Source organism: Cryptosporangium arvum DSM 44712 (assembly GCF_000585375.1).
Taxonomy (GTDB): domain Bacteria; phylum Actinomycetota; class Actinomycetes; order Mycobacteriales; family Cryptosporangiaceae; genus Cryptosporangium; species Cryptosporangium arvum.
Genome location: NZ_KK073874.1, coordinates 2,850,082 through 2,869,841, shown reverse-complemented (window position 1 = coordinate 2,869,841; position 19,760 = coordinate 2,850,082). Strand labels below are relative to the sequence as shown.

Below are 19,760 nucleotides of genomic sequence, written 5' to 3'. Positions count from 1 at the left end.
GACCTCAGCTTTCCCCCGCGTCGTCGTCGTGGGCTTGGACGAATCGGCGCTCCTCGGCCAGCCACTGGCTGGGCGGTGCGCCGGCGAGGTCGCGGAAGTCGCGCGCCAGGTGCGCCTGGTCGTAGTAGCCGCAGGCGACGGCCACGTCGGCGAGGCCGCGGTCGGTGGTCAGCAGGAGCCGCCGCGCCCGGTCGAAGCGGGCGATCTTCGCCGCGGTCTTCGGGGAGACGCCGAGCTCGGTGCCGAAGCGGTCGGAGAGGCGACGCACGCTCCAGCCGACGGCGTCCGCGGCCGCGGCGACCGTGTGCCCGCCCCCGGTCAGGAGACGCCAGGCCGCGGTGATCTCGGGGAGCGGCGCGTTCGCGGGCCGGCAGATCTTCAGGAAGACGGCGTCCACCGCGGCGAACCGGGCCGGCCAGCTCGACGCCGCGCGGAGGCGTTCGTGCAGCTCGGCGGCGAACGGGCCGAGCACGTCCTCGCCGCGGACGTCGAGGTGGCCGAGTTCGCCGGCCGGGAGCCCGAGCAGCGCCCGCGCGCCCAGCGGACGGAGCGCGAGCTGCACCCCCGACTGCCGTCCGTCGTGGGTGATCAGCGCCGGAACCGTGTGCAGCCCGCCGACGAGCGTCGTGTACTGCTCGGCCGGCTGGGCCGGGTCGGGGTGCGCCGCCACGACGAGAGGGTCGTCGATCGTGACGATGAGCGTGAGGTACGGCGACGGCAGGCCCCGGTGCCGCCCCGGCGCGATGCCGGCCTGCCGGTAACCGGAGTACCAGGCGACGTACGGCCGCAGCGCCGGGGCGGGCCGACCACGGACCGCCTCGTCGATCATGCTGACTACGCTAAGCCCGTGCGCGTGAGCCGGCTAACCGTCGTCCCGGTCAAGGGCCTGCGTGCCGAGCACCCGGCCTCGGTCGTGGTGACGCCCACCGGCATCGTCGGCGACCGGCAGTTCTTCCTGGTCGACGCGGACGGCAAGCTGTTCTCCGCTTCGCGCACCGGGGCCTTCCTCGGGGCGCGGGCGTCCTGGTCGCCGGGCTTCCTGGACGTGTCGGGGGTCCGGGCGCCGATCGAGCTCGGGCCGGCCGTGGAGGCCGACTTCTACGGTCTCAAGCACGTCGCGGCGCACGAGGTGCTCGGGCCGTGGTCGGCGTACTTCACCGAGCGGGCCGGTCAGCCCGTGCGGCTGGTGCACGCCGACGAGCCGAACGGCGGCTGCGACGTGCACGCGCTGACGCTGCTCGGCGAGGCGTCGGTGGGTGAGCTGGCGTCCCGGGCCGGGGTGGCGCCGGTGGACTCGCGCCGCTTCCGGATGTCGGTGGAGTTCGCCGGCGGTGCGCCGCACGCCGAGGACGGCTGGGCCGGTGCGGAGTTCCGCGCCGGGTCGGTGGTGCTGCGTGTCGGCGGCCCAGTGCCGCGGTGCGCGGCGACCACCCGTGACCCCGACGGCGGCGCGACCGACCTGAAGACGTTGCACCTGATCAAGGGGTATCGCGGGGTGACGGTGGGCGAGCTCGGGCGCGGCATCCACTTCGGTGTCTACGCCGACGTGGTGGAGCCGGGCGAGATCCGCGTCGGGGACGAGCTGGCCCCGGCCTAGGGGCGGTACTCGGCGGCCAGCCGCTTCGGGGCCCGGAGGAGCCACGCTTCGGTGATCAGCTCGGTCAACTCGTCGAGCGGGATGCGGTCGAGGCGCACGAGCACGGCCGCGTAGCCGTCGAAGTGCGGGATCGTGAAGCAGACGTCCGGGTCGTCGGCGATCAGTGCCGCCTTGACGCCCTCGTCGGCGACGCGCACGCCGAGGATCGGCTCGGGGTCGCCCTTGCGCACCGGGCGATCCCAGACGAACGTCTTGCCGCGCACCTTCCAGGCCGGCGCGCCGTACGAGGTCCCCTCGCTGCTCTCCGGCAGCGCGAGCGCGATCCGCCGCACGTCGTCCCAGGTGGCCACGGTCAGGCCCCCCGGAGGTAGGCGAGCGCGGCCTGCGCGAACGGCAGCCAGTGGTCGGTGTGTTCGGCCGGGACCCGTACCCAGTCCTTCATCGGGCGGCCCCGGCCGGACGGGTCGAACAGCTCGGCCCCGTCGAGCGCGAGCGCGTCCGCGTGCGCCGGGGTCCCGCGCCCCAGCCGGAACACCGCGTCCTCGGTGTGCACCACCGCGAAGACCTTCGTCTCCCGCTTGAGCGCCCGGCTGCCGAACATCGTCGCGGTGTGCACCCCCTCGGGGGTCAGCTCGTCGAGGATGTCGTCGAAGCACTCGTCCGGCGTCATGGGGCCACCCTAAGACGCCGGTGGGCGACGTCCAGCGCATCCGCCGCCGGCACCTCGACGTCGGGGACGACCCCGACGCCTTCCCAGTTCGTGCCGGTCACCGGATTGACCGCCGCGGAGACCGAGATCGTGGCCTCCAGGTGCGGGTGCACCCGGAACGCCCGCCGGTTGTGGGCTCCGCCGGGCGTCCGCTCCCCGATCACCTCGGCGCGGCCCAGCTGCTGCAGGTCGTAGGCGAGCTCCTCGGCCGACGAGAACGTGTCCGCACCGGTCAGCACGGCCACCGGCCGCTCCGGCCCGAACCGCCGCCCGGGCAGCGCCGGGCTGGTCCAGAACTGGGTGAGGTCCCCGTGCCGGTCACGCAGGCTGTTGACGTGCACGCGCTCGTCGCCGACCAGGTAGCCGCAGACCAGCGTGACCGTCCGCGGGTCACCGCCCAGGCAGCGGCGCAGGTCGAGGATCAGCGCGGACGAGCGCCGAGCCCAGGTCATCGCGGCCCCCACGCTCTCCCCGGCCGCCGCGGGCGGGAACAGGATCGGCGCCAGCGCCACCACGGCGACGTTCCCCTCGAGCAGTTCGGCCCGGGTCACGCCCCCGGCCCACCGCGCCGCGAGCGCACCGCGGCGCACCGCGTCCGCCGCGTCGTCGCCGTGGTCGGCGGGCAGTTCGTCGGCGTGGAACACCAGCCGGGTGTGGCGGTCACCGTTCACCGACTGCAGGTCCGTGGTCACCCGGGTGGCCAGCGCCTCGGGTTCCAGGCCCGCGTAGGCACCCTCGTCGAGACGGCGGCGCAGCACCGCGCTGATCCGTGGCCCGACCGCGGGGAACACGTAGTGCTCGTCGACGAGGGCGGCCACCTGCTCGACGATCGTCACTCGGTCTCGCCCCACCCGGTCAGCGTCCGGTCGCGGTAGCGCGCAAGGACCGCCGGAACTCCTCCCCGGCTCGCGTTCAGCTCCCCGGCGTCGACGCGCCAGAGCGTGAAGTCGCCGCCGCGACCCGGCACCGTGAGATCGACCGACTCGATCCCGAGCGCCCACGACGGATCCGGTGCCCACCAGGCCTGGCACTCCGTGCACCAACCGGCGTCCCGTTCGCTGACCGGGTTGATCGACTCCTCGAGCCGCGGGTGCCCCGGATCCGGGCACCAGCCGTCGAACAACCGGTCCGTAGGAAGCGTCACCGGCCCATCGTATTCGGCTGGACTTCTGTACCTACTAGTATGTACGGTGCTCGCATGGACGCCGCGGAACGACTCGTCGCCAGCACACAGGAGCTGCTCTGGGAGCGGGGTTACGTCGGCACCAGTCCGAAAGCGATCCAGCAGCGGGCCGGCGCCGGGCAGGGCAGCATGTACCACCACTTCACCGGCAAGCCCGACCTCGCGCGGGCCGCGATCGACCGCAGCGCCACCGAACTGCGCGGGCTGGCCGAGGAGACGTTCGCCGGCCCCGGGTCGGCCTACGACCGCATCGCGGCCTACCTGCGGCGCGACCGGGACGTGCTCCGCGGGTGCCGGGTCGGGCGCCTCACCCAGGATCCGGACGTCGTCGCGAACCCGCAGCTGCGCGAGCCGCTGGAGGAGACGCTCGGCTGGTTGCGTCACCGGATCAGCGGCTTGATCCGCGAGGGCATCGCGTCCGGCGAGATCTCGTCCGAACTGGACCCCGACGACGTCGCGGCCGCCCTGGTGGCCGTGGTGCAGGGCGGTTACGTCCTGGCCCGGTCCGCGGACGACCCGGAGCTGTTCACCCGGGCCGCCGAGGGCGCGCTGGCCCTGCTCGGAGGGCGGCGCTGATGCACGCGATGCAGTACGAGATCCCGCTGCCCACCGACTACGACATGGGCATCATCCGCCGCCGGGTGGCCACCCGCGGCGCGGCGCTCGACCACTTCCCCGGCCTGGGCCTCAAGGCCTACCTGATCCGCGAGCACGCCTACGCGCCGTTCTACCTCTGGAACGACATGTCCGGGATGAACACGTTCCTCTGGGGCGGCGGCTTCGCGAACATCATCCGCGATTTCGGGCGGCCACCGGTACGGCAGTGGACCGGCCTCGCGTTCGCGCGTGGCCCCGCGTCCGAGGCGCGGACCGCGACCCGCCTGGACGTCCACCTTCCGGACGGCGACCCCTCGGACGTCATCCGGCGCGCGATCGACGAGCTGGTGCCCGGGCCGGACGTCCACTCGGCGGCCCTGGTCATCGACACGCACCACTGGGTGCTGACGCGCTTCACGCTCGGCGGAACCCACCCCGGCACGCGGTACGAGGTGCTCCACCTGAGCACACCCGGCCTCGACGAGATCCACTAGCTCCCTGGTGACGGTGTCCCGGGCGACCGGCGTCCACGTGGTCGCGGCGACCGGGCCGCAGCGGGGCGTTCCGCGCCTTCGACGGCCCATCACCGTCACCGACCCGGGCCTTCGCCACGGCGTGGCGCCCTGACGACACGCCGCTACCCCGGGTGGTGGGCGCCCGGTTTGATCCAGCCGAACGTGCGCTCGACGGCGCGCTGCCAGTTGTCGTACTCCTCGGCGCGGCGGTCGGCCGCCATCGCCGGCCGCCACTCCGCCGCGCGGTGCCAGTTCTGGCGCAGCGTCGCGAGGTCGGCCCAGTACCCGACGGCCAGCCCGGCCGCGTACGCCGCCCCCAGCGACACCGTCTCGGCCACCATCGGCCGCACCACCGGCACGTCGAGCACGTCGGCGAGGAACTGCATCAGCAGGTTGTCCGAGGTCATCCCCCCGTCCACGCGCAGCGTCCGCAGATCGAGGCCGGAGTCGGCGTTCATCGCGTCGACGACCTCGCGGGTCTGCCAGCCGGTGGCCTCCAGCACCGCCCGCGCCAGGTGCCCCTTGGTGATGTACGAGGTCAGCCCGACGATCACGCCGCGCGCCTCGCTCCGCCAGTACGGCGCGAACAGGCCCGAGAACGCCGGCACGATGTAACACCCGCCGTTGTCCTCGACGGTGCGCGCCAGCGTCTCGATCTCCGGCGCGGTGCTGATCAGCCCGAGCGAGTCGCGGAACCATTGCACCAGCGACCCGGTGATCGCGATCGACCCCTCGAGCGCGTACGTCGCCGGCGCGCCACCGATCTGGTAGCCGACCGTCGAGAGCAGCCCGTGCGTGGACTGCACGACCTCGGAACCGGTATTGAGCAGCAGGAACGACCCGGTGCCGTAGGTGCACTTCGCGTCGCCGGGCGCGAAGCACACCTGTCCGAACAGCGCGGCCTGCTGATCACCGAGCGCCGCGGTGATCGACACCCCGGGCAGCACCGACGTGCACACCCCGTACACCTCGGCCGACGACCGGATCTCCGGCAGCATCGCGGCCGGGATGCCGAAGAAATCGAGCTGCTCGGGGCTCCACCGCAGCGTCCGCAGATCCATCAGCATCGTGCGGCTGGCGTTCGTGACGTCGGTGACGTGCACCCCGCCGGTGAGGTTCCAGATCAGCCAGGTCTCCATCGTGCCGAACAGGACCTCGCCGCGCTCGGCCCGCTCGCGCAGCCCCGGCACGTGATCGAGCTGCCAGCGCAGCTTCGGGGCCGAGAAGTACGTGGCGAGCGGTAACCCGCAGCGCGCCTCGACGTCCTTCGCGTCGGCGTGCGACGACAGGTCGTCCACCAGCGCGTCGGCCCGGGTGTCCTGCCAGACCAGCGCCTGCCCGATGGGCCGTCCCGAGGAACGCTCCCACAGCACGTACGTCTCCCGCTGGTTGGCGATGCCGATGCCGACGACCTGCGAGGCCTCGATACCGGCTTCGGCCACCGCACGGGGAACGATCCGCTGCACGTTGCGCCAGATCTCCGCGGCGTCGTGCTCGACCCAGCCCGGCTTGGGGTAGAGCTGGCGGTGCTCGCGCTGGGACACCGACACCAGCCGGCCGGCCTGGTCGAACACGATGCACCGGGTGGAGGTCGTTCCCTGGTCGATCGCGATCACATACCGCGAAACCATGTCGGCCTCCTCCCGGTCGCCGCAGTGACGATCCTATTACCCAGTGATCAGAGGAACCACATCTTCGGCACCCAGTCGCTTCGCATCGGCCGTCTCGTCGTCCGGTTGGTCCTGGGACGCGCGTTCAGCCTCGACTCGTCGTAAATAATGCTCTACTTCGCGATCGACCTGTTCGTCGCTCCACCCGAGCACCGCCGCCATCAGCTCGGCGGCCGGCCGGGCCGCGGCCACACCGCGGTCGGGCACCTCGATCGAGATGCGGGTACGTCGGGTCAACGCGTCCTCCAGGTGCCGCGCGCCCTCGTGCGACGCCGCGTACGCGATCTCGACCCGGAGGTAGTCCTCCGCGCCGTCGAGGGGCGCACGCAGATCGGGGTCGGCCGCCATCAGGGTCAGCAGCTCGTCGAGCAGTGACCCGTACCGGCTCAGCAGGTGCTCGATGCGGGCCACGTGGAGCCCGGACCGGGCCGCGAGCGTCGCCCGCTGATTACGCAGCGCGCGGAACCCCTCGGCCCCGAGCAGCGGCACGGTGTCGGTGCACGACTTCGGCGCGCCCCGGTCCAACGCGTGCACGGCCGCGTCGACGGCGTCCCGGGCCATCACCCGGTACGTCGTGTACTTGCCGCCGGCCACCACGACCAGCCCCGGCTGCGGCGAGGCCACCGTGTGTTCGCGTGAGAGCTGCGACGTCGACTCGGACTCCCCGGCCAGCAGCGGACGCAGACCCGCGTAGACGCCGACCACGTCCGGCTTGGTCAGCGGCGTGACGAGCACTTTGTTGACCTCGTCGAGCAGGTACTCGATGTCCCGGCTCGACGCCGCCGGATGGGCTTTGTCCAGCGCCCAGTCGGTGTCGGTGGTGCCGATGATCCAGTGCCGCCCCCACGGGATGACGAACAGCACCGACGACGCCGTCCGCAGGATCAGCCCGGTGGAGGACTGGATGCGATCGCGCGGCACGAGCAGGTGGATGCCCTTGGACGCGCGGACGTGGAACTGGCCCCGCTCCCCCACCATCGCCTGGGTGTCGTCGGTCCAGACGCCGGTCGCGTTGATGACCTGCTTGGCGCGGATCGTGAACTCCCGGTCGTGTTCGAGGTCACGCACGGTCACACCGGTGACCCGCTCGGCCTCGCGCAGGAACCCGACCACCCGGGCCCGCGAGAGCACCTGCGCCCCGTACGCCGCGGCGGTACGGGCCAGGAACATCGTGTGGCGCGCGTCGTCGACCTGGGCGTCGTAGTACTGCAACGCCCCCACCAGCGCGTCCTTGCGCAGCGACGGCGCGACACGCAGCGCGCCGCGGCGCGTGAGGTGCCGGTGGTGCGGCAGGCCCCGCCCGGCGCTGGACAGGCTGAGCGCGTCGTAGAGAGCCACGCCGCTGCCGGCGTAGAGCCGCTCCCACCCCCGGTGTTTGAGCGGGTAGAGGAAGCGCACCGGACGCACCAGGTGCGGGGCCAGGCGCTGCACCATCAGCCCTCGCTCGTGTAACGCCTCCCGCACCAGGCCGAAGTCGAGCATCTCCAGGTAGCGCAGGCCACCGTGGATGAGTTTGCTCGACCGGCTGGAGGTTCCGCTGGCGAAGTCGCGGGCCTCGACGAGCGCCACCGAGAGCCCGCGGGTCACCGCGTCCAACGCGGCCCCGGCCCCGACCACGCCCCCTCCGACGACGACGACATCTACTTCGTCACCGTCGGCCAGCGCGGTGAACGCCGCCTCCCGGGCCTCGGGTGAAAGCCGACCGGTGTCCATACCGTCTCCTTTGTGTGGGCGGGGCGGCCGGAAGGCCGCCCCGCCGTGCGCGAAACCCTCAGTCGACGTCGACCCAGTCGAGCGTCCGCTCGACCGCCTTGCGCCACTTCGCGTAGCCCTCGGTGCGCCGCTCCTCGCTCCAGCTCGGCTGCCAGCGCTCCGACTCGTTCCAGTTCTCGCGCAGTTCGTCGGTGTTCTTCCAGAACCCGACCGCGAGCCCCGCCGCGTAGGCCGCACCGAGCGCGGTGGTCTCCGCCACCACCGGCCGGCTGACCGGCACGCCGAGGATGTCCGCCTGCAGCTGCATGCACAGGCTGTTGGCGGTTACCCCACCGTCCACTTTCAACACGTCGAGCGTGACGCCGGAGTCCTGCGCCATCGCCTCGGAGACGTCCCGGCTCTGGTAACAGATCGACTCGAGCGTGGCCCGGGCCAGGTGCGCGTTGGTGTTGTACCGCGAGAGGCCGACGATCGCGCCCCGGGCGTCGGAGCGCCAGTACGGTGCGAACAGCCCGGAGAACGCCGGCACGAAGTACACGCCGCCGTTGTCGTCGACCTGGCGGGCCAGCGCCTCACTCTGCGACGCGCCGCTGATGATGCCGAGCTGGTCACGCAGCCACTGCACGGCCGAGCCGGTGACCGCGATCGAGCCCTCCAACGCGTAGACCGGGGCCTGGTCACCGAACTTGTAACACACGGTGGTCAGCAGCCCGTGCTCCGAGCGCACCAGCTCGTTGCCGGTGTTGAGCAGCAGGAAGTTGCCGGTGCCGTAGGTGTTCTTCGCCTCGCCGGGGGCGAAGCAGACCTGCCCGACGGTGGCCGCCTGCTGGTCGCCGAGGTCACCGGTGAGCGGGACGTCACCCCGGAACGGGCCACCGGCCTCCAGCGAACCGTAACCGGCCGGGTCCGACGACGGCCGGATCTCCGGGAGCATCGAGCGCGGGATGTTGAAGAACGACAGCAGTTCGTCGTCCCAGTCCAGCGTCTCGAGGTCCATCAGCATCGTGCGGCTGGCGTTCGTCACGTCGGTGACGTGGGCGCCCCCGGTGAGGTTCCAGATCAGCCACGTGTCGGTGTTGCCGAAGATCGCGTGGCCGGCCTCGGCGGCCTCGCGGACCCCCTCGACGTTCTCCAGGATCCACTGGATCTTGCCGCCGGAGAAGTACGTGGCCGGCGGCAGGCCGGCCTTCTGCCGGATGGTCTGTCCCCGCTCGTCGCGGTCGAGCGCCGACGCGATCCGGTCGGTGCGGGTGTCCTGCCAGACGATCGCGTTGTAGTACGGACGGCCGGTGCGCTTGTCCCACACGACCGTGGTCTCGCGCTGGTTGGTGATGCCGAGCGCGGCCAGGTCGGAGGCGGACAGGTTGAGGTTGTTCATTGCGGTGCGGATGACCGAGGCGGTGCGCTCCCAGATCTCCACCGGGTTGTGCTCGACCCAGCCGGCCTGCGGCAGGATCTGCTCGTGCTCGAGCTGGTGACGGCCGACCTCGTTGCCACCGTGGTCGAAGACCATGAACCGGGTGCTGGTCGTGCCCTGATCGACTGCGCCGACGAAATCAGGCATGCGGATTGCTCCTCGGGGTTAAGCGATCTTCTCGGAGGGACGGGCGTCACGGGCATCGGCCGACGGCAGGTCGCCCGGCTCCTGCGGCTCGTCCGAGGGCAGGAACCGGCCGATGAGCAGACCGTAGAGGGCGGCACCGACAAGACCACCGATGATCGGGGCGATGATCGGCACCCAGAAGTACACGTTCCCGTACTGGTCGCTCCATGCTGTTTCGTACCCCGTCAAGTACGAGGCCAGACGCGGGCCGAAGTCACGGGCGGGGTTGATCGCGTACCCGGCGTCGGTGCCCCACGCCATGCCGATCGCGACCACCAGGAAACCGATGATGAGCGGCGTCAGGTTCGCCAGCGGCGGGTTGTTGCGCAGGTCGGTCAGCGCGAGGATGACGAACAGCAGGATCGCCGTACCGATGACCTGGTCGCGGAACGCGCCCCACTCCGACACCGGCAGCGCGCCGTTGCCGGGCAACGTCGAGAACACGCCCTGGGTCTTGATCGTGTTGCCCGGGTCGACCTTCGCCAGGACCTCGCTGTAGTTCCAGCGGACGAGCAGCGCGGCGACGAACGCGCCGAGCGTCTGCGCGGCGATGTACGCCGGCACCTTCCGCCAGGAAAAGCCTTTGAACACCGCGAGGGCGATCGTCACCGCGGGGTTGAGGTGCGCGCCGCTGATCCGCCCGGCGACGAACACGCCGAGGGTCACGCCGAACCCCCACGCCCAGGCGATGCTGTCGTGATCGCCGAGCTCACCGGCCACGACCTGCGCGACCACACCACATCCGAACAGAATCAGGATCAACGTTCCGGCGAACTCCGCCGCCATCTCGCCGACCGTGCCGGGGACCTTCGGGATCTTCAACCGTTCCGCCATGGGACCTCCCGGGGCTGGGGCCGGGAGCCGACGTTGGCCGTCCCGGCGCATTCCCGAAGTTAGAAAGCACCGCTATCGGTCTCAATGGCACGTGTTCGACATTGTCGAACCGATACTTTTGGGGACGTGCCCGGCTCCGTGCAGTCCATCGAACGAGCGGCGGCGATCCTGCGCCTGCTCGGCGCTGCTCCGGGCCCGCTGGGCGTCACCGAGATCGCCGAGGCGCTCGGCCTGGCCAAGGGCACCACGCACGGCTTGTTACGGACACTGCACCGCGTCGGTTTCGTCGACCAGGACGGCTCCGGCGGCAAGTACCGCCCCGGCGCCTCCCTGCTCGATCTCGGCAGCGGCCCGCTCGACCTCAACGAACTGCGGTCGCACGCCATCAACTGGGCCGACCCGCTGGCCGCACGCACCGGTTTCGCGGTCCGCATCGGGGCGCTGCAGGCCGGCGCGGTCGTCGTCGTCCACCACGTGTTCCGCCCCGACGACACCCAGCAGCGGCTCGACGTCGGCTCCTCGCTCCCCGTGCACGCCACCGCGCTGGGCAAGGCCCTGCTGGCCTACGCGCCGAACGCGTCGGTGGTGCTCGCCCAGGGCCTGCCGCCCTACTCGCACCGCACGATCACCGACCCCGACGAGCTCCGCGCCTCCCTCGACCGGGTCCGCCGCCGCGGCTGGGCCACCGAGATCGAGGAGATGACCGTCGGCCAGGCCGGCGTCGCCGTCCCGATCCGCGGCCACGGCGGGCTGGTGGTCGGCGCCATCGGCGTCAGCGGCGCCGTCGACCGCGTCTGCGACCCCGGCCTCCGGCCAAGAAATGCCCTGGTCAACCGCGTGCGTGACGCGGCACGCGCCGTCTCGCGCGACCTCGCCAACGACTGATTCTCACGCTCTGCGGCGAACCGGGAGGGTGCCCGGCCGCCTCTCCGCCCGGTCGTGCACACTGCCGCAATGCAGCTGAAGAAGTGGGCCGGGCCCGGGGTGGTGCTGATCGCCACGATCGCCCAGCTGGTCGTCGCGAGCGTCGCCAGTGACCTGCCCCAGTTCGCCGGCAAGGGCTTCGGCGCCCGCCTGGTGCTCTACCCGCTGATGATGCTCGTCGTCCCGGTCTGGTGGTGGACGGTGAAGCGGGGCACGCGTCCCCCGATCGCCGGCTTCACGTTGACGATGACCCCGTTCCTGATCGACGTCACCGGCAACACGCTCGACCTCTACGACTCGATCTCGTGGTGGGACGACGCGAACCACTTCGTCAACTGGTTCCTGCTCTGCCTGGGCCTCGCGCTGGTGCTCGACGTCCCGTCGCTGCGCCCGGCCTGGGCCCGCGCGATCGTCGTGGTCGGCGGGGGCGCCCTGCTCGCGCTGCTCTGGGAGCTCGGCGAGTGGTACGCGTTCATCCGGCACGGCACCGAGCTCGACACGGCCTACGAGGACACCCTCGGCGACATGACGCTCGGCACGTGCGGTGCGGTGCTGGCCCTGGTCGTGACCGTGGTCATCGGCCGCCGACGGAGTAGTGCCAGTGCGCGTTCCGCCGACACGTCTCCAGGTTTCGCTTCACTCCCCACGTGATCGCTTTCGTGTCGGCCCTGGTGATCCGGAGGCCGCACCGGAGATCGACCGCACGGCCGGCGTAGTGCAGCGAACGGCGCGAGTGACACTGCCCGAACAGGACGTTTATCGTGTAGCCGCCGTAGCTCATCCCCAGGTCGGCGAGGAAGCGCAGGATCCGGATGTCGGGGCGGATCTTCACCAGGCGGCCCCGGTGGCAGCGACGGGACAGGTTCGCACGCTTGCCCGCGGCGATGTCGGCCAGCTGCTGGCTGGCCAGTGACCGGTCCCGGCGGTCGGCGGCCTTGTGGGCGGAGTAGTCGTAGATGCGGATCCGGCCCGCGGCCCGTAGCGCCAGGATCTGCTGCGCGAGCTGGGCGGCGGAGTACCGGTTGAACGCCGGGCGATCGATTGCCGCGCTAGGCACGGCGGGCGTCAGGAGGCCGACGACGAGTGCACAGATGATGCCCGTTTTATGGTGAAGGCGCATGACGACACCCAAAATGGTCCTCGTTGCAGCGAGTGACCGACACGCCAGATTCCGGTGGTAATTGAGCGAACCTGCATAAAGTTCGCAGCATTCTCTCAGCTCGCGCGCGCCGCGCGAATTACACCCTTTCAGTGCGGTATGACGCTGCTTGCTACCAGCAGGTCGTTCGGAGGGGAGTGTCCGGGATGAACCGACGGACCATCGGCGCGGTCACCGCACTGGGCTTGGCGCTGGCCACACTGTCCGCACCACCGGCCGCGTCCGGCGCGCCACTGCCGTCCGATCGGGGCGGGGTGCGGCTGCCGTCCGACCGGGGCGGTTGGCCGTCGCTCTCGTCCGACCGGGCCGGCGCGCTGGTCGGCGCGGGCGCGCGGACCGGGGACGCGCGGACCGGGGACGCGCGGACGGGCGGGGGGCGGGACGTGGCGCTCGCGGGGCGGGCGTTTCCGGTGTGGTCGGCGCGGACGGCGGCGGCGAGCGGGCTGGTGCTGGACCGGCTGAGCGTGCCGGCGACCGCGGAGTCCGGGCAGGCGATCGCCGCGACCGTCCGGCTCCACGCGAAGTCGACGCCGGTCGCGGTCGAGGCCCTGACCGTCGCGGTCCGCAACTCCGACGGCGCGAACTTCGACTTCCCCGGCGTCCAGCCGGCCACCGTCCCGCCGGGCGGGTACACGTTCGCTACCGGGCAACGGACGTTCCCACCCGGCGACTACCTGGTCGCCGCCGCCGTCCGCATCGCCGGCGTCTGGACGGCGCTCACCCCACCGCGGTACCTGACCGTGCGGACCAACCCGGTGACGTTCCGCCAGGAGTTCAGCGGCCCGGCCGGCGCCGGCCCGAACTACGGCCTCTCCACCGCGATGTGGTTCGACGACCCCCGCGGCGACGCCCGGTACTCACTCGACCAGGCGAAACTCGACGGCCTGGGCCGCCTGGCCCTGACCGCGGAACCCGGCCCGGTGGCACCCCGCCTCAGCATGCTCGACCGCTCGGGCAACGACGGCGCGGCCGCCTGGTCGCAGCAGGGCGGCTACTTCGCGGCCCGGATGAAGCTGCCCGCCGGCCGCGGCCTGCGCCCGGCGTTCCGCACGATCGGCGCGGACGCCGCGAGCGTCGCCTGGCCGGAGTCGGGCGGCATCGACATCGCCGAAGTCGCCGGCGAACGACCCGGCCTGGTACGCCAGTTCGCCCACGGCGGCACCCCCGACCTGGCCTACGGCCGCGCCCACGACCTCCCGGCCCGCGGCGCCGCCACCGACTGGCACGTCTACGCGCTGGACTGGAAGCCCGGCGAGAACGGCCACCTGCGCTGGTCCGTGGACGGCGTCGTCACCCAGGAACTCCGCGCCGCCGGTGCCGGGGCCGCCTGGGCCTCGTTCCGCCGCCCCCATACCCTGGCCCTGGAACTGGCGATCGACGGCCCCGCGCCCCAGGTGCCCGCGACCGCCCTGATCGACTGGATCCGCGTCTACCGCTACCCGATCGGCAGCTCGACCCCGTAGGTCGGCACCGAACCCGACGCACCCGCCCCCGCCGCCCGGCAAGCCCTCGCCGCTCGGCTCGACACCCATGTGCCGCTCAGCTCGGCATCTCCAAACCGCTCAGCAGTGGGCGCCGGGGCTTAGTCGGTGGGCGGAGCTTGCCGTTTCGGGTCGGCGGCATGGGACACGCGGGACAGGAGGGCAGCCAGGGTTTCGCGTTCCTCCGGGGAGAGGCCGGCCAGCAACTCCTGCTCGGTCGCCAGGTGGGCCGGGAGCGTGGCCTCCACGGCGGCCTTGCCCGACGGCGTGAGCGAGACGAGGCTGCCGCGACCGTCGTCGGGATTCGGGGCGCGGGTGATGAGGCCCCGCGACTCGAGCCGGTTGAGTCGCTGCGCCACCGCGGCGGACGTGATCATCGCGTCGGCCGCGAGCTGGGCCGGGGTGAGCCGGTGCGGCGGGCCGTTGCGCAGCAGCGTGGCGAGCACGTCGAACGAGCCCCGGTCGAGATCGTGCGCGGCGAACGTGCGATCCAGCCGCCCGTGCACCGCCGCCGCGGCACGGCTCAGCCGCCCGATCACCGCCATCGGCGACACGTCCAGATCGGGACGTTCGCGGTGCCACTGGGCGAGGATCCGGTCCACGTGGTCGGGTCCCGGCGCGGATTTGCTCACCCCACCACCCTAGCCATTTACCTAAGCACTTAGCTATTATTGCTAAGTGCTTAGCAATCGAGCTCGCGTGCTGATCGCGACCGCTGCCGCCCCGGCGACCTGGGGCACCACGTACCTGGTCACGACCGAGTTCCTCCCGGCCGGACGCCCCTTGCTCGCCGGTGTGCTGCGCGCCCTCCCGGCGGGCTTGTTGCTGCTCGCGATCGTGCGGGTGTTACCCCGGGGTTCGTGGTGGTGGCGCTCAGCCGTCCTCGGCACCCTGAACATCGGGGCGTTCTTCGCCCTCCTCTTCCTGGCCGCGTACCGCCTGCCCGGCGGGGTGGCCGCGATCGCCGGTGCGATCCAGCCCCTGCTGGTGGCCGCACTCGCCGTCCCCGCGCTGGGAGAACGCCTGCGCCCCCGGATGGTCGCCGCCGGCGCCGCGGGCGTGGCCGGGGTCGCGCTCGTCGTCCTCACTGCCCAAGCACGCCTGGACGCCCTCGGCATCACCGCCGCTCTGGGCGGCGCCGCCTCGATGGCACTGGGGATCGTCCTCACGAAACGCTGGTCCTCCCCCACCCGCACCGCCCGGGGCGCGGGGACGCCCCCGCCCCCGTTGGTCAGCACGGCCTGGCAACTGGTGGCCGGCGGGTTGGTGCTGGCTCCGGTGGCGTTCGCGGTCGAGGGCGCGCCGCCGGCCCTGGACGCGGCCGCGGTCGGCGGGTACGCGTACCTCGCGGTGGTCGGCACGGCGCTCGCCTACGCGCTCTGGTTCCGCGGGCTCGCCGCCCTCCCCGCCGGCGCGACGTCGTTCCTCAGCCTGCTGAGCCCGGTGGTCGCGGTGCTCGCCGGCTGGCTGGTGCTGGGCCAGGCGCTCACCCTCACCCAGGCCCTGGGCGTAGCCACCGTCCTCGCCGCAGTCCTCACCGCCGCCCGCGCCGCGATCCTCCCCACACCCCAGCCCACCCCCGCACCGCGCCCCACCACCCCCACAAGCGGCCCCAGCCCCACGACAACACGCGGCGGAACCAACACGCTCGGCGCCACCACAACGCCCAGCCCCACCACCACGGTCGGCCCCACCACACCGCTCAGCCCCACCGCACCGCTCGGCGCCACCACAACGCCCAGCCCCACCACCACGGTCGGCCCCACCACACCGCTCAGCCCCACCACACCGCTCGGCGCCACCACAGTTGGGCAGTCCGCCTCAGCGCCCCGCCCAGCCTCAACGCCCCGCCCTGCCGCTGTGCCGCCCCAACCCGTTCGGGCGTAGCACAACACGCGGACCGCGCACTGCCTTGACGGACGCCACGGCCGCCTCGCCAGTCACAGGTGGCACGCCCACCAGGTCCGTCACGCCAGCAACGAATGCGAGATCCAGCGCCGCCGCGATACTGCAGGTGTCACGCCCACGATGTCCACCACGCCCGCCCAGGTTTTCACTCCAGCCGCGACTGCCACACCGACTGGGAGCGGCGCAGCAAGCCGCTGCTCCGGAGGTTCACGTGACGACCGGACCACGGGCCGTGGACGAGGTCGTCCCGCTCGCCAGTGCCTTGATCCGTATCGACACCACGAATCTCGGCGACCCGGAGTGGACACGTCAGCCGTGGAGACCACGCAAGGCTGCCCGGACCGCTCAGGCCACGGCTGCGACCTGCCTGACCTTCCACGCCCGGCAGCCTCATCACCCGGCTGCCCCGACAACCCCGACTGCCTTGACTGCATCGATCGCCCCGGTAACCCCGGTAGCCCCGGTGATCCCGTTGGTCCCGGCGCTATCGGCTCAGCGGCTCAGCGGCTCAGCGGCTCAGCGGCTCAGCGGCTCAGCTTCGGCCTGCGCGGCAGCTTTCCGGGCCTACGACGATTGCTTGGGTCTACCTCGGGTCGCGTAGGCCCGGGAACTGGTCGAGGCCCCCGGAACTCGTTGGTGCCGAGGCTGCGACCCGGCCGACCTTCGTGTCAGCTCTGGCGCTCACCGACCCCGCCGGCCGTACTCGCTTCACGAAATGCATCACCACCTCCCCCGCCGATACCAATCGGCAGCCCCGCAGCTCACCGACGCAGGGCCGCCGGGCACGACTGCCGCACAGAATCGCCGCACAGAGCCACCGCACAAGGCCACCGCACAAGGCCACCGCACGAAGGCCACCGCACGAAGGCCACCGCACGAAGGCCACCGCACGAAGGCCACCGCACGAAGACTCCATCGTCGCGCGCATCACGCCGCCTCGCCCACCATCGATGCACAGGGCCGATGCGCAGGGCCGATGCGCAGGGCCGATGCGCAGGGCCGATGCACACGGTCGATACAAGCCGCCACACAAAACCGCCGCGCACGGGCGTCGCGAGGGGTGCTCGGCCGGTGGTGGCACCTTCGGGAGCGGGCACCGCGAAGTGGCACCCCGGGAAACCCCAGACCTTCGGGAACTACGGCCGGGGCTCGATCGTCGCAGGAAGATGTGGGAGCACTCGTTGTCGCCGCCGGCTACGTCGGGGTGATCGTCGGCCTGGTGGTTCTCGCGGCCCGGGTACGGAAGCGGGGTATCAGCGCGCCGATTCTCGACGTGTTCGATGAGATGTACCGGCCCTCGGCTCACGAGGCCCGGTTCGAGATCTTCGCCGAGGAGCACCGCACGGCGCCGAACCAGACGCCGGACGACGACGAGCCCCCGGTCACGATCCGACGCACCCGCACCTGACCCCGACGCCCCGCGCCCCGCGGATCAGCCTCCGGACGAATCCACCCCGGCCGACTCGCGTGCCGGTGCCGACGTCGTCGCCGCGGGCAGGGTCAGGACGAAGCGGGAACCCGCCCCACCCGGGTTGTCGGACGCCGCGATCGTGCCGCCGTGGCGCTCGACGATGCGGGCGCAGATCGCCAGCCCCAGGCCGGTGCCGGTGTACCCGGCGTCGCGGTGGGCGCGGTGGAAGTCCGCGAAGATCGCCTCGTGCTGGCCGGGCGGGATGCCGATGCCGTTGTCGCCGATCGTGAGGCGGACGCGGTCGTCGACGAGGTCGGTCGTGACCGTCACGTGCGGCACGACCCCGCGCGCGGTGTATTTGATCGCGTTGCCGAGCAGGTTCTCGAGCAGCTGCCGGGTCAGCACCGGGTCGGCTTCCACGTCGTGCAGCGCGCCCACGGTGAAGCGTGGGGGTAGCGCGCTCGCGGCCAGGGCCTGGTCGATGCGGGCGCTCGCGATCTCCCCGACCAGCTCGGCCAGCGGCACGCGGGCCGAGGTGAGCGCGCCGTCCCGGGCGGTGGTGTAGCCGAGCAGATCGTTGATGAGGTGACGCATCCGGGTGGAGCCGCGGCGGATCCGGGTGATGCAGTCGCGGGCGTCGGGGTCGTCGCCGAGCGTGTCGGCAAGCGCTTCGGTCCAGCCCTCCACGGTGGTGAGGGGATTCAGCAGGTCGTGGGCGACGACGCCGGCGAACGCGGTGAGCTCGTCGCGGTGCCTGCGGTCGACGGTGACGTCGTGGTAGACCACCACCGCTCGGGGGCCGGCGTCCTCGGCCGGCAGCGGCGCGGCGGACACCTGCAGGACACGCTCGGTGCCGGTGGAGCGCTGGCGCACCACGACGTCGCGGTCCACGACGGTCACGCCGGCCAACGCGTGCGCGTGCGGCAGATCGGAGACCGGGATCGGGCCACCGCCGGGTTCGCCGAATTCGAACTCGCCGCTGGCGCCCACGTGCTCCGGGCGCCGGCCCACCCCGCGCCACAGCTCCAGCGCGGCCGGATTGCGCAGCAGGATCTTCCCGTCGGCCCCGACGACCATCAACGCGTCGCTCATCGAGTCGACGATCGTGGTGAGCAGCTCCGCCTGCGCCGCACTGGCCGCGGCGGTCTCGGCCAGCTCGCCGGTGAGGACCCGGCGCTCGTCGCGCCCGAGGGCCAGCACGGTTCCGAGTACGGCCACCATCGCGACGAACGCCTGGGCCATCAGCGCCCGCCCCGGATACGACTCGACGGTGGCGAAGGGGCCCTGACCGTGCAGGGTGAACATGACCGCCGCCGTGCCCACCGTGACGCCGTGCAGCGCGACGAGCGTGGCCGGGAACCGGGTTCCGGCCCAGACCGTGACCAGGAGCAGCGGGAACGCGAGCGGGAGCCCGTGCGCCTGCGCGAACGCGAGCGCGTAGGCGGCGGCCGAGCAGGCCGCGAGCGCCACCAGCTCCGCGTGCCGCCAGCCGCTCAGCCGCTCGCCGGTGCGGCCGCCGAGGAACAGCAGCCCGAGGATGCCGATCGCGAGGATGCTGGAGACGTTGCGGGTGAGCCAGACGACTTCCCCGAGCCAGTTCCAGGACCCGGCGTACCAGTTGGCCAGAGTGGGTCCGATGAGCGCCCCGGCGAACGTGCCGGCGACCGTCGCCGCGATCATGCGCCAGAGGTCCGAGAGCGTGGTCAGCGGATCGGCCCCGCCGCGGCGCCAGTCCGGCCGGAGCCGGCCGAGAACCGCGAGAAAGACACTGATCTGGACGACGTTGGCCACCGCGAACCCCGCGGCGAGCACCGGCGGGGCGTGCGTGACCAGGTTGACCGCGAGCGTGACGCCGACCAGCAGGGCCCAGTCCAGCACGGTCGCGCGGCGGGCCACGAACCAGACGATCGAGACGCCCGCGGCCGGCCAGACCAGGCTCAGGTTCGTGCCGTCGAGGATCGTGAGCCGCCCGGCGACGGCGGCGAGCCCGAACAGCGTGGCGAAGCCGACCGAGCCGAGCGCCGGGCTCATCCGGGCGTGTTTCCGCCGTGGAGCAGATCGGCGACGGCGTCGCGGAGGTCTCGCGCGGCGAACGGCTTGGTGAGGTAGGGGCAGCCGGTGGCTTTCATGCGGGCGAGCAGCTCACCCGACCAGAGCACGGTGATGAACAGCGCGGGCAGCGCCGGGTGGCGTCGGCGCAGGTCGGCGAGCAGGTCGACGCCGTCCCGGCCCGGCAGGTCGACGTCGAGCACGGCGGCGTCCGGGGGGCCGTCGGCCTCGACGGTGCGGAGGGCGGCCGCGGACGTGGCGACCGGGACGACCTCGTGGCCGGCGGCCTCGAATCGGTGGACGAGCAGGTCACGGAGGTCCGGCTCGTCCTCCACCACCAGCAACCGCGCCATCCCCGCCGCCCCTCGTCAGTTCTCACTCCCTCTTCGGCCGCTCCCGGGCCGTTC

20 protein-coding genes and 1 pseudogene are annotated in these 19,760 nt (G+C 72.3%); 8 read left to right on the top strand and 13 right to left on the bottom strand.

Annotated features, from left to right (window positions below; translation table 11 throughout):
• Window positions 1–4: 4 nt before the first annotated feature.
• Window positions 5–829 (bottom strand): helix-turn-helix domain-containing protein, encoded by an 825-nt coding sequence (locus tag CRYAR_RS13380; protein WP_035850988.1) that lies wholly within the window; start codon window positions 827–829, stop codon window positions 5–7.
• 24 nt (window positions 830–853) lie between these two features.
• On the opposite strand from CRYAR_RS13380, the gene CRYAR_RS13375 reads away from it, so the two are divergent.
• A complete protein-coding gene (locus CRYAR_RS13375; protein ID WP_169745024.1) occupies window positions 854–1,597 on the top strand; it encodes an MOSC domain-containing protein in 744 nt (247 codons plus the stop codon).
• On the opposite strand, the gene CRYAR_RS13370 is transcribed toward CRYAR_RS13375, so the two are convergent.
• From CRYAR_RS13370 to CRYAR_RS13355, 4 genes are read right to left on the bottom strand one after another with little or no spacing between them, the layout of a single operon-like run.
• Complete coding sequence (locus tag CRYAR_RS13370) at window positions 1,594–1,947, bottom strand: MmcQ/YjbR family DNA-binding protein (protein WP_035850982.1); 354 nt, start codon at window positions 1,945–1,947, stop codon at window positions 1,594–1,596. The genes CRYAR_RS13375 and CRYAR_RS13370 overlap by 4 nt on opposite strands.
• 2 nt (window positions 1,948–1,949) lie before the next feature.
• Complete coding sequence (locus CRYAR_RS13365) at window positions 1,950–2,267, bottom strand: hypothetical protein (protein ID WP_035850978.1); 318 nt, start codon at window positions 2,265–2,267, stop codon at window positions 1,950–1,952.
• Window positions 2,264–3,157, bottom strand: a complete 894-nt coding sequence (locus tag CRYAR_RS13360; protein WP_035850976.1) for a S41 family peptidase — start codon at window positions 3,155–3,157, stop codon at window positions 2,264–2,266. The genes CRYAR_RS13365 and CRYAR_RS13360 overlap by 4 nt, the downstream gene beginning before the upstream one ends.
• Window positions 3,139–3,450: a hypothetical protein gene (locus CRYAR_RS13355; RefSeq protein WP_157017632.1), complete on the bottom strand. Its 312-nt coding sequence runs from the start codon at window positions 3,448–3,450 to the stop codon at window positions 3,139–3,141. Before CRYAR_RS13355 ends, CRYAR_RS13360 begins: the two co-directional genes overlap by 19 nt.
• Before the next feature lie 54 nt (window positions 3,451–3,504).
• On the opposite strand from CRYAR_RS13355, the gene CRYAR_RS13350 reads away from it, so the two are divergent.
• Both CRYAR_RS13350 and CRYAR_RS13345 read left to right on the top strand, forming a co-directional pair.
• Window positions 3,505–4,065: a TetR/AcrR family transcriptional regulator gene (locus CRYAR_RS13350; protein ID WP_157017630.1), complete on the top strand. Its 561-nt coding sequence runs from the start codon at window positions 3,505–3,507 to the stop codon at window positions 4,063–4,065.
• Window positions 4,065–4,580: a DUF4865 family protein gene (locus CRYAR_RS13345; protein ID WP_035850969.1), complete on the top strand. Its 516-nt coding sequence runs from the start codon at window positions 4,065–4,067 to the stop codon at window positions 4,578–4,580. The genes CRYAR_RS13350 and CRYAR_RS13345 overlap by 1 nt, the downstream gene beginning before the upstream one ends.
• A gap of 143 nt (window positions 4,581–4,723) precedes the next feature.
• Here the strand turns inward: CRYAR_RS13345 and glpK (CRYAR_RS13340) are convergent, their stop codons facing one another.
• Genes glpK (CRYAR_RS13340) through CRYAR_RS13325 form a run of 4 tightly spaced genes read right to left on the bottom strand, consistent with a single transcriptional unit; the run spans window position 4,724 to window position 10,421 of the window.
• Window positions 4,724–6,232 (bottom strand): glycerol kinase GlpK, encoded by a 1,509-nt coding sequence (glpK, locus tag CRYAR_RS13340; RefSeq protein WP_035850966.1) that lies wholly within the window; start codon window positions 6,230–6,232, stop codon window positions 4,724–4,726.
• A 36-nt stretch (window positions 6,233–6,268) separates the two neighbouring features.
• A complete protein-coding gene (locus CRYAR_RS13335; protein WP_035850964.1) occupies window positions 6,269–7,984 on the bottom strand; it encodes a glycerol-3-phosphate dehydrogenase/oxidase in 1,716 nt (571 codons plus the stop codon).
• A gap of 58 nt (window positions 7,985–8,042) precedes the next feature.
• Entirely contained in the window at window positions 8,043–9,548 is a 1,506-nt protein-coding gene (glpK, locus tag CRYAR_RS13330) for a glycerol kinase GlpK (protein WP_035850963.1), read from the bottom strand.
• An 18-nt stretch (window positions 9,549–9,566) separates the two neighbouring features.
• Window positions 9,567–10,421 (bottom strand): MIP/aquaporin family protein, encoded by an 855-nt coding sequence (locus CRYAR_RS13325; protein WP_035850962.1) that lies wholly within the window; start codon window positions 10,419–10,421, stop codon window positions 9,567–9,569.
• Window positions 10,422–10,547: 126 nt separating this feature from the next.
• On the opposite strand from CRYAR_RS13325, the gene CRYAR_RS13320 reads away from it, so the two are divergent.
• Both CRYAR_RS13320 and CRYAR_RS13315 read left to right on the top strand, forming a co-directional pair.
• Window positions 10,548–11,306, top strand: coding sequence for an IclR family transcriptional regulator (locus CRYAR_RS13320; RefSeq protein ID WP_035850961.1), 759 nt, complete (start codon window positions 10,548–10,550; stop codon window positions 11,304–11,306).
• A 69-nt stretch (window positions 11,307–11,375) separates the two neighbouring features.
• Window positions 11,376–11,996 carry a DUF2238 domain-containing protein gene (locus CRYAR_RS13315; RefSeq protein ID WP_063725709.1) on the top strand — a complete coding sequence of 207 codons (621 nt, stop codon included), beginning with the start codon at window positions 11,376–11,378 and terminating at the stop codon, window positions 11,994–11,996.
• Here the strand turns inward: CRYAR_RS13315 and CRYAR_RS45225 are convergent.
• Window positions 11,920–12,465, bottom strand: a complete 546-nt coding sequence (locus CRYAR_RS45225; RefSeq protein WP_157017628.1) for a hypothetical protein — start codon at window positions 12,463–12,465, stop codon at window positions 11,920–11,922. The genes CRYAR_RS13315 and CRYAR_RS45225 overlap by 77 nt on opposite strands.
• Before the next feature lie 185 nt (window positions 12,466–12,650).
• Here CRYAR_RS45225 and CRYAR_RS43020 point away from each other — a divergent pair, with 185 nt between their 5' ends.
• Window positions 12,651–13,967: a glycoside hydrolase family 16 protein gene (locus CRYAR_RS43020; RefSeq protein ID WP_051570125.1), complete on the top strand. Its 1,317-nt coding sequence runs from the start codon at window positions 12,651–12,653 to the stop codon at window positions 13,965–13,967.
• Window positions 13,968–14,086: 119 nt separating this feature from the next.
• On the opposite strand, the gene CRYAR_RS13300 is transcribed toward CRYAR_RS43020, so the two are convergent.
• Window positions 14,087–14,617 (bottom strand): MarR family winged helix-turn-helix transcriptional regulator, encoded by a 531-nt coding sequence (locus CRYAR_RS13300; protein WP_051570123.1) that lies wholly within the window; start codon window positions 14,615–14,617, stop codon window positions 14,087–14,089.
• A 46-nt stretch (window positions 14,618–14,663) separates the two neighbouring features.
• Here CRYAR_RS13300 and CRYAR_RS13295 point away from each other — a divergent pair.
• A pseudogene (locus CRYAR_RS13295) lies at window positions 14,664–15,533 on the top strand (EamA family transporter); the annotation flags it as partial.
• A gap of 1,528 nt (window positions 15,534–17,061) precedes the next feature.
• Window positions 17,062–17,301 (top strand): hypothetical protein, encoded by a 240-nt coding sequence (locus CRYAR_RS13290; protein ID WP_035850958.1) that lies wholly within the window; start codon window positions 17,062–17,064, stop codon window positions 17,299–17,301.
• Between the two features lie 24 nt (window positions 17,302–17,325).
• Here CRYAR_RS13290 and CRYAR_RS13285 read toward each other — a convergent pair whose 3' ends face one another.
• Window positions 17,326–19,335 carry an ATP-binding protein gene (locus CRYAR_RS13285; protein ID WP_035850956.1) on the bottom strand — a complete coding sequence of 670 codons (2,010 nt, stop codon included), beginning with the start codon at window positions 19,333–19,335 and terminating at the stop codon, window positions 17,326–17,328.
• Complete coding sequence (locus CRYAR_RS13280; protein ID WP_051570121.1) at window positions 19,332–19,706, bottom strand: response regulator; 375 nt, start codon at window positions 19,704–19,706, stop codon at window positions 19,332–19,334. Before CRYAR_RS13280 ends, CRYAR_RS13285 begins: the two co-directional genes overlap by 4 nt.
• Window positions 19,707–19,760 lie beyond the last annotated feature (54 nt).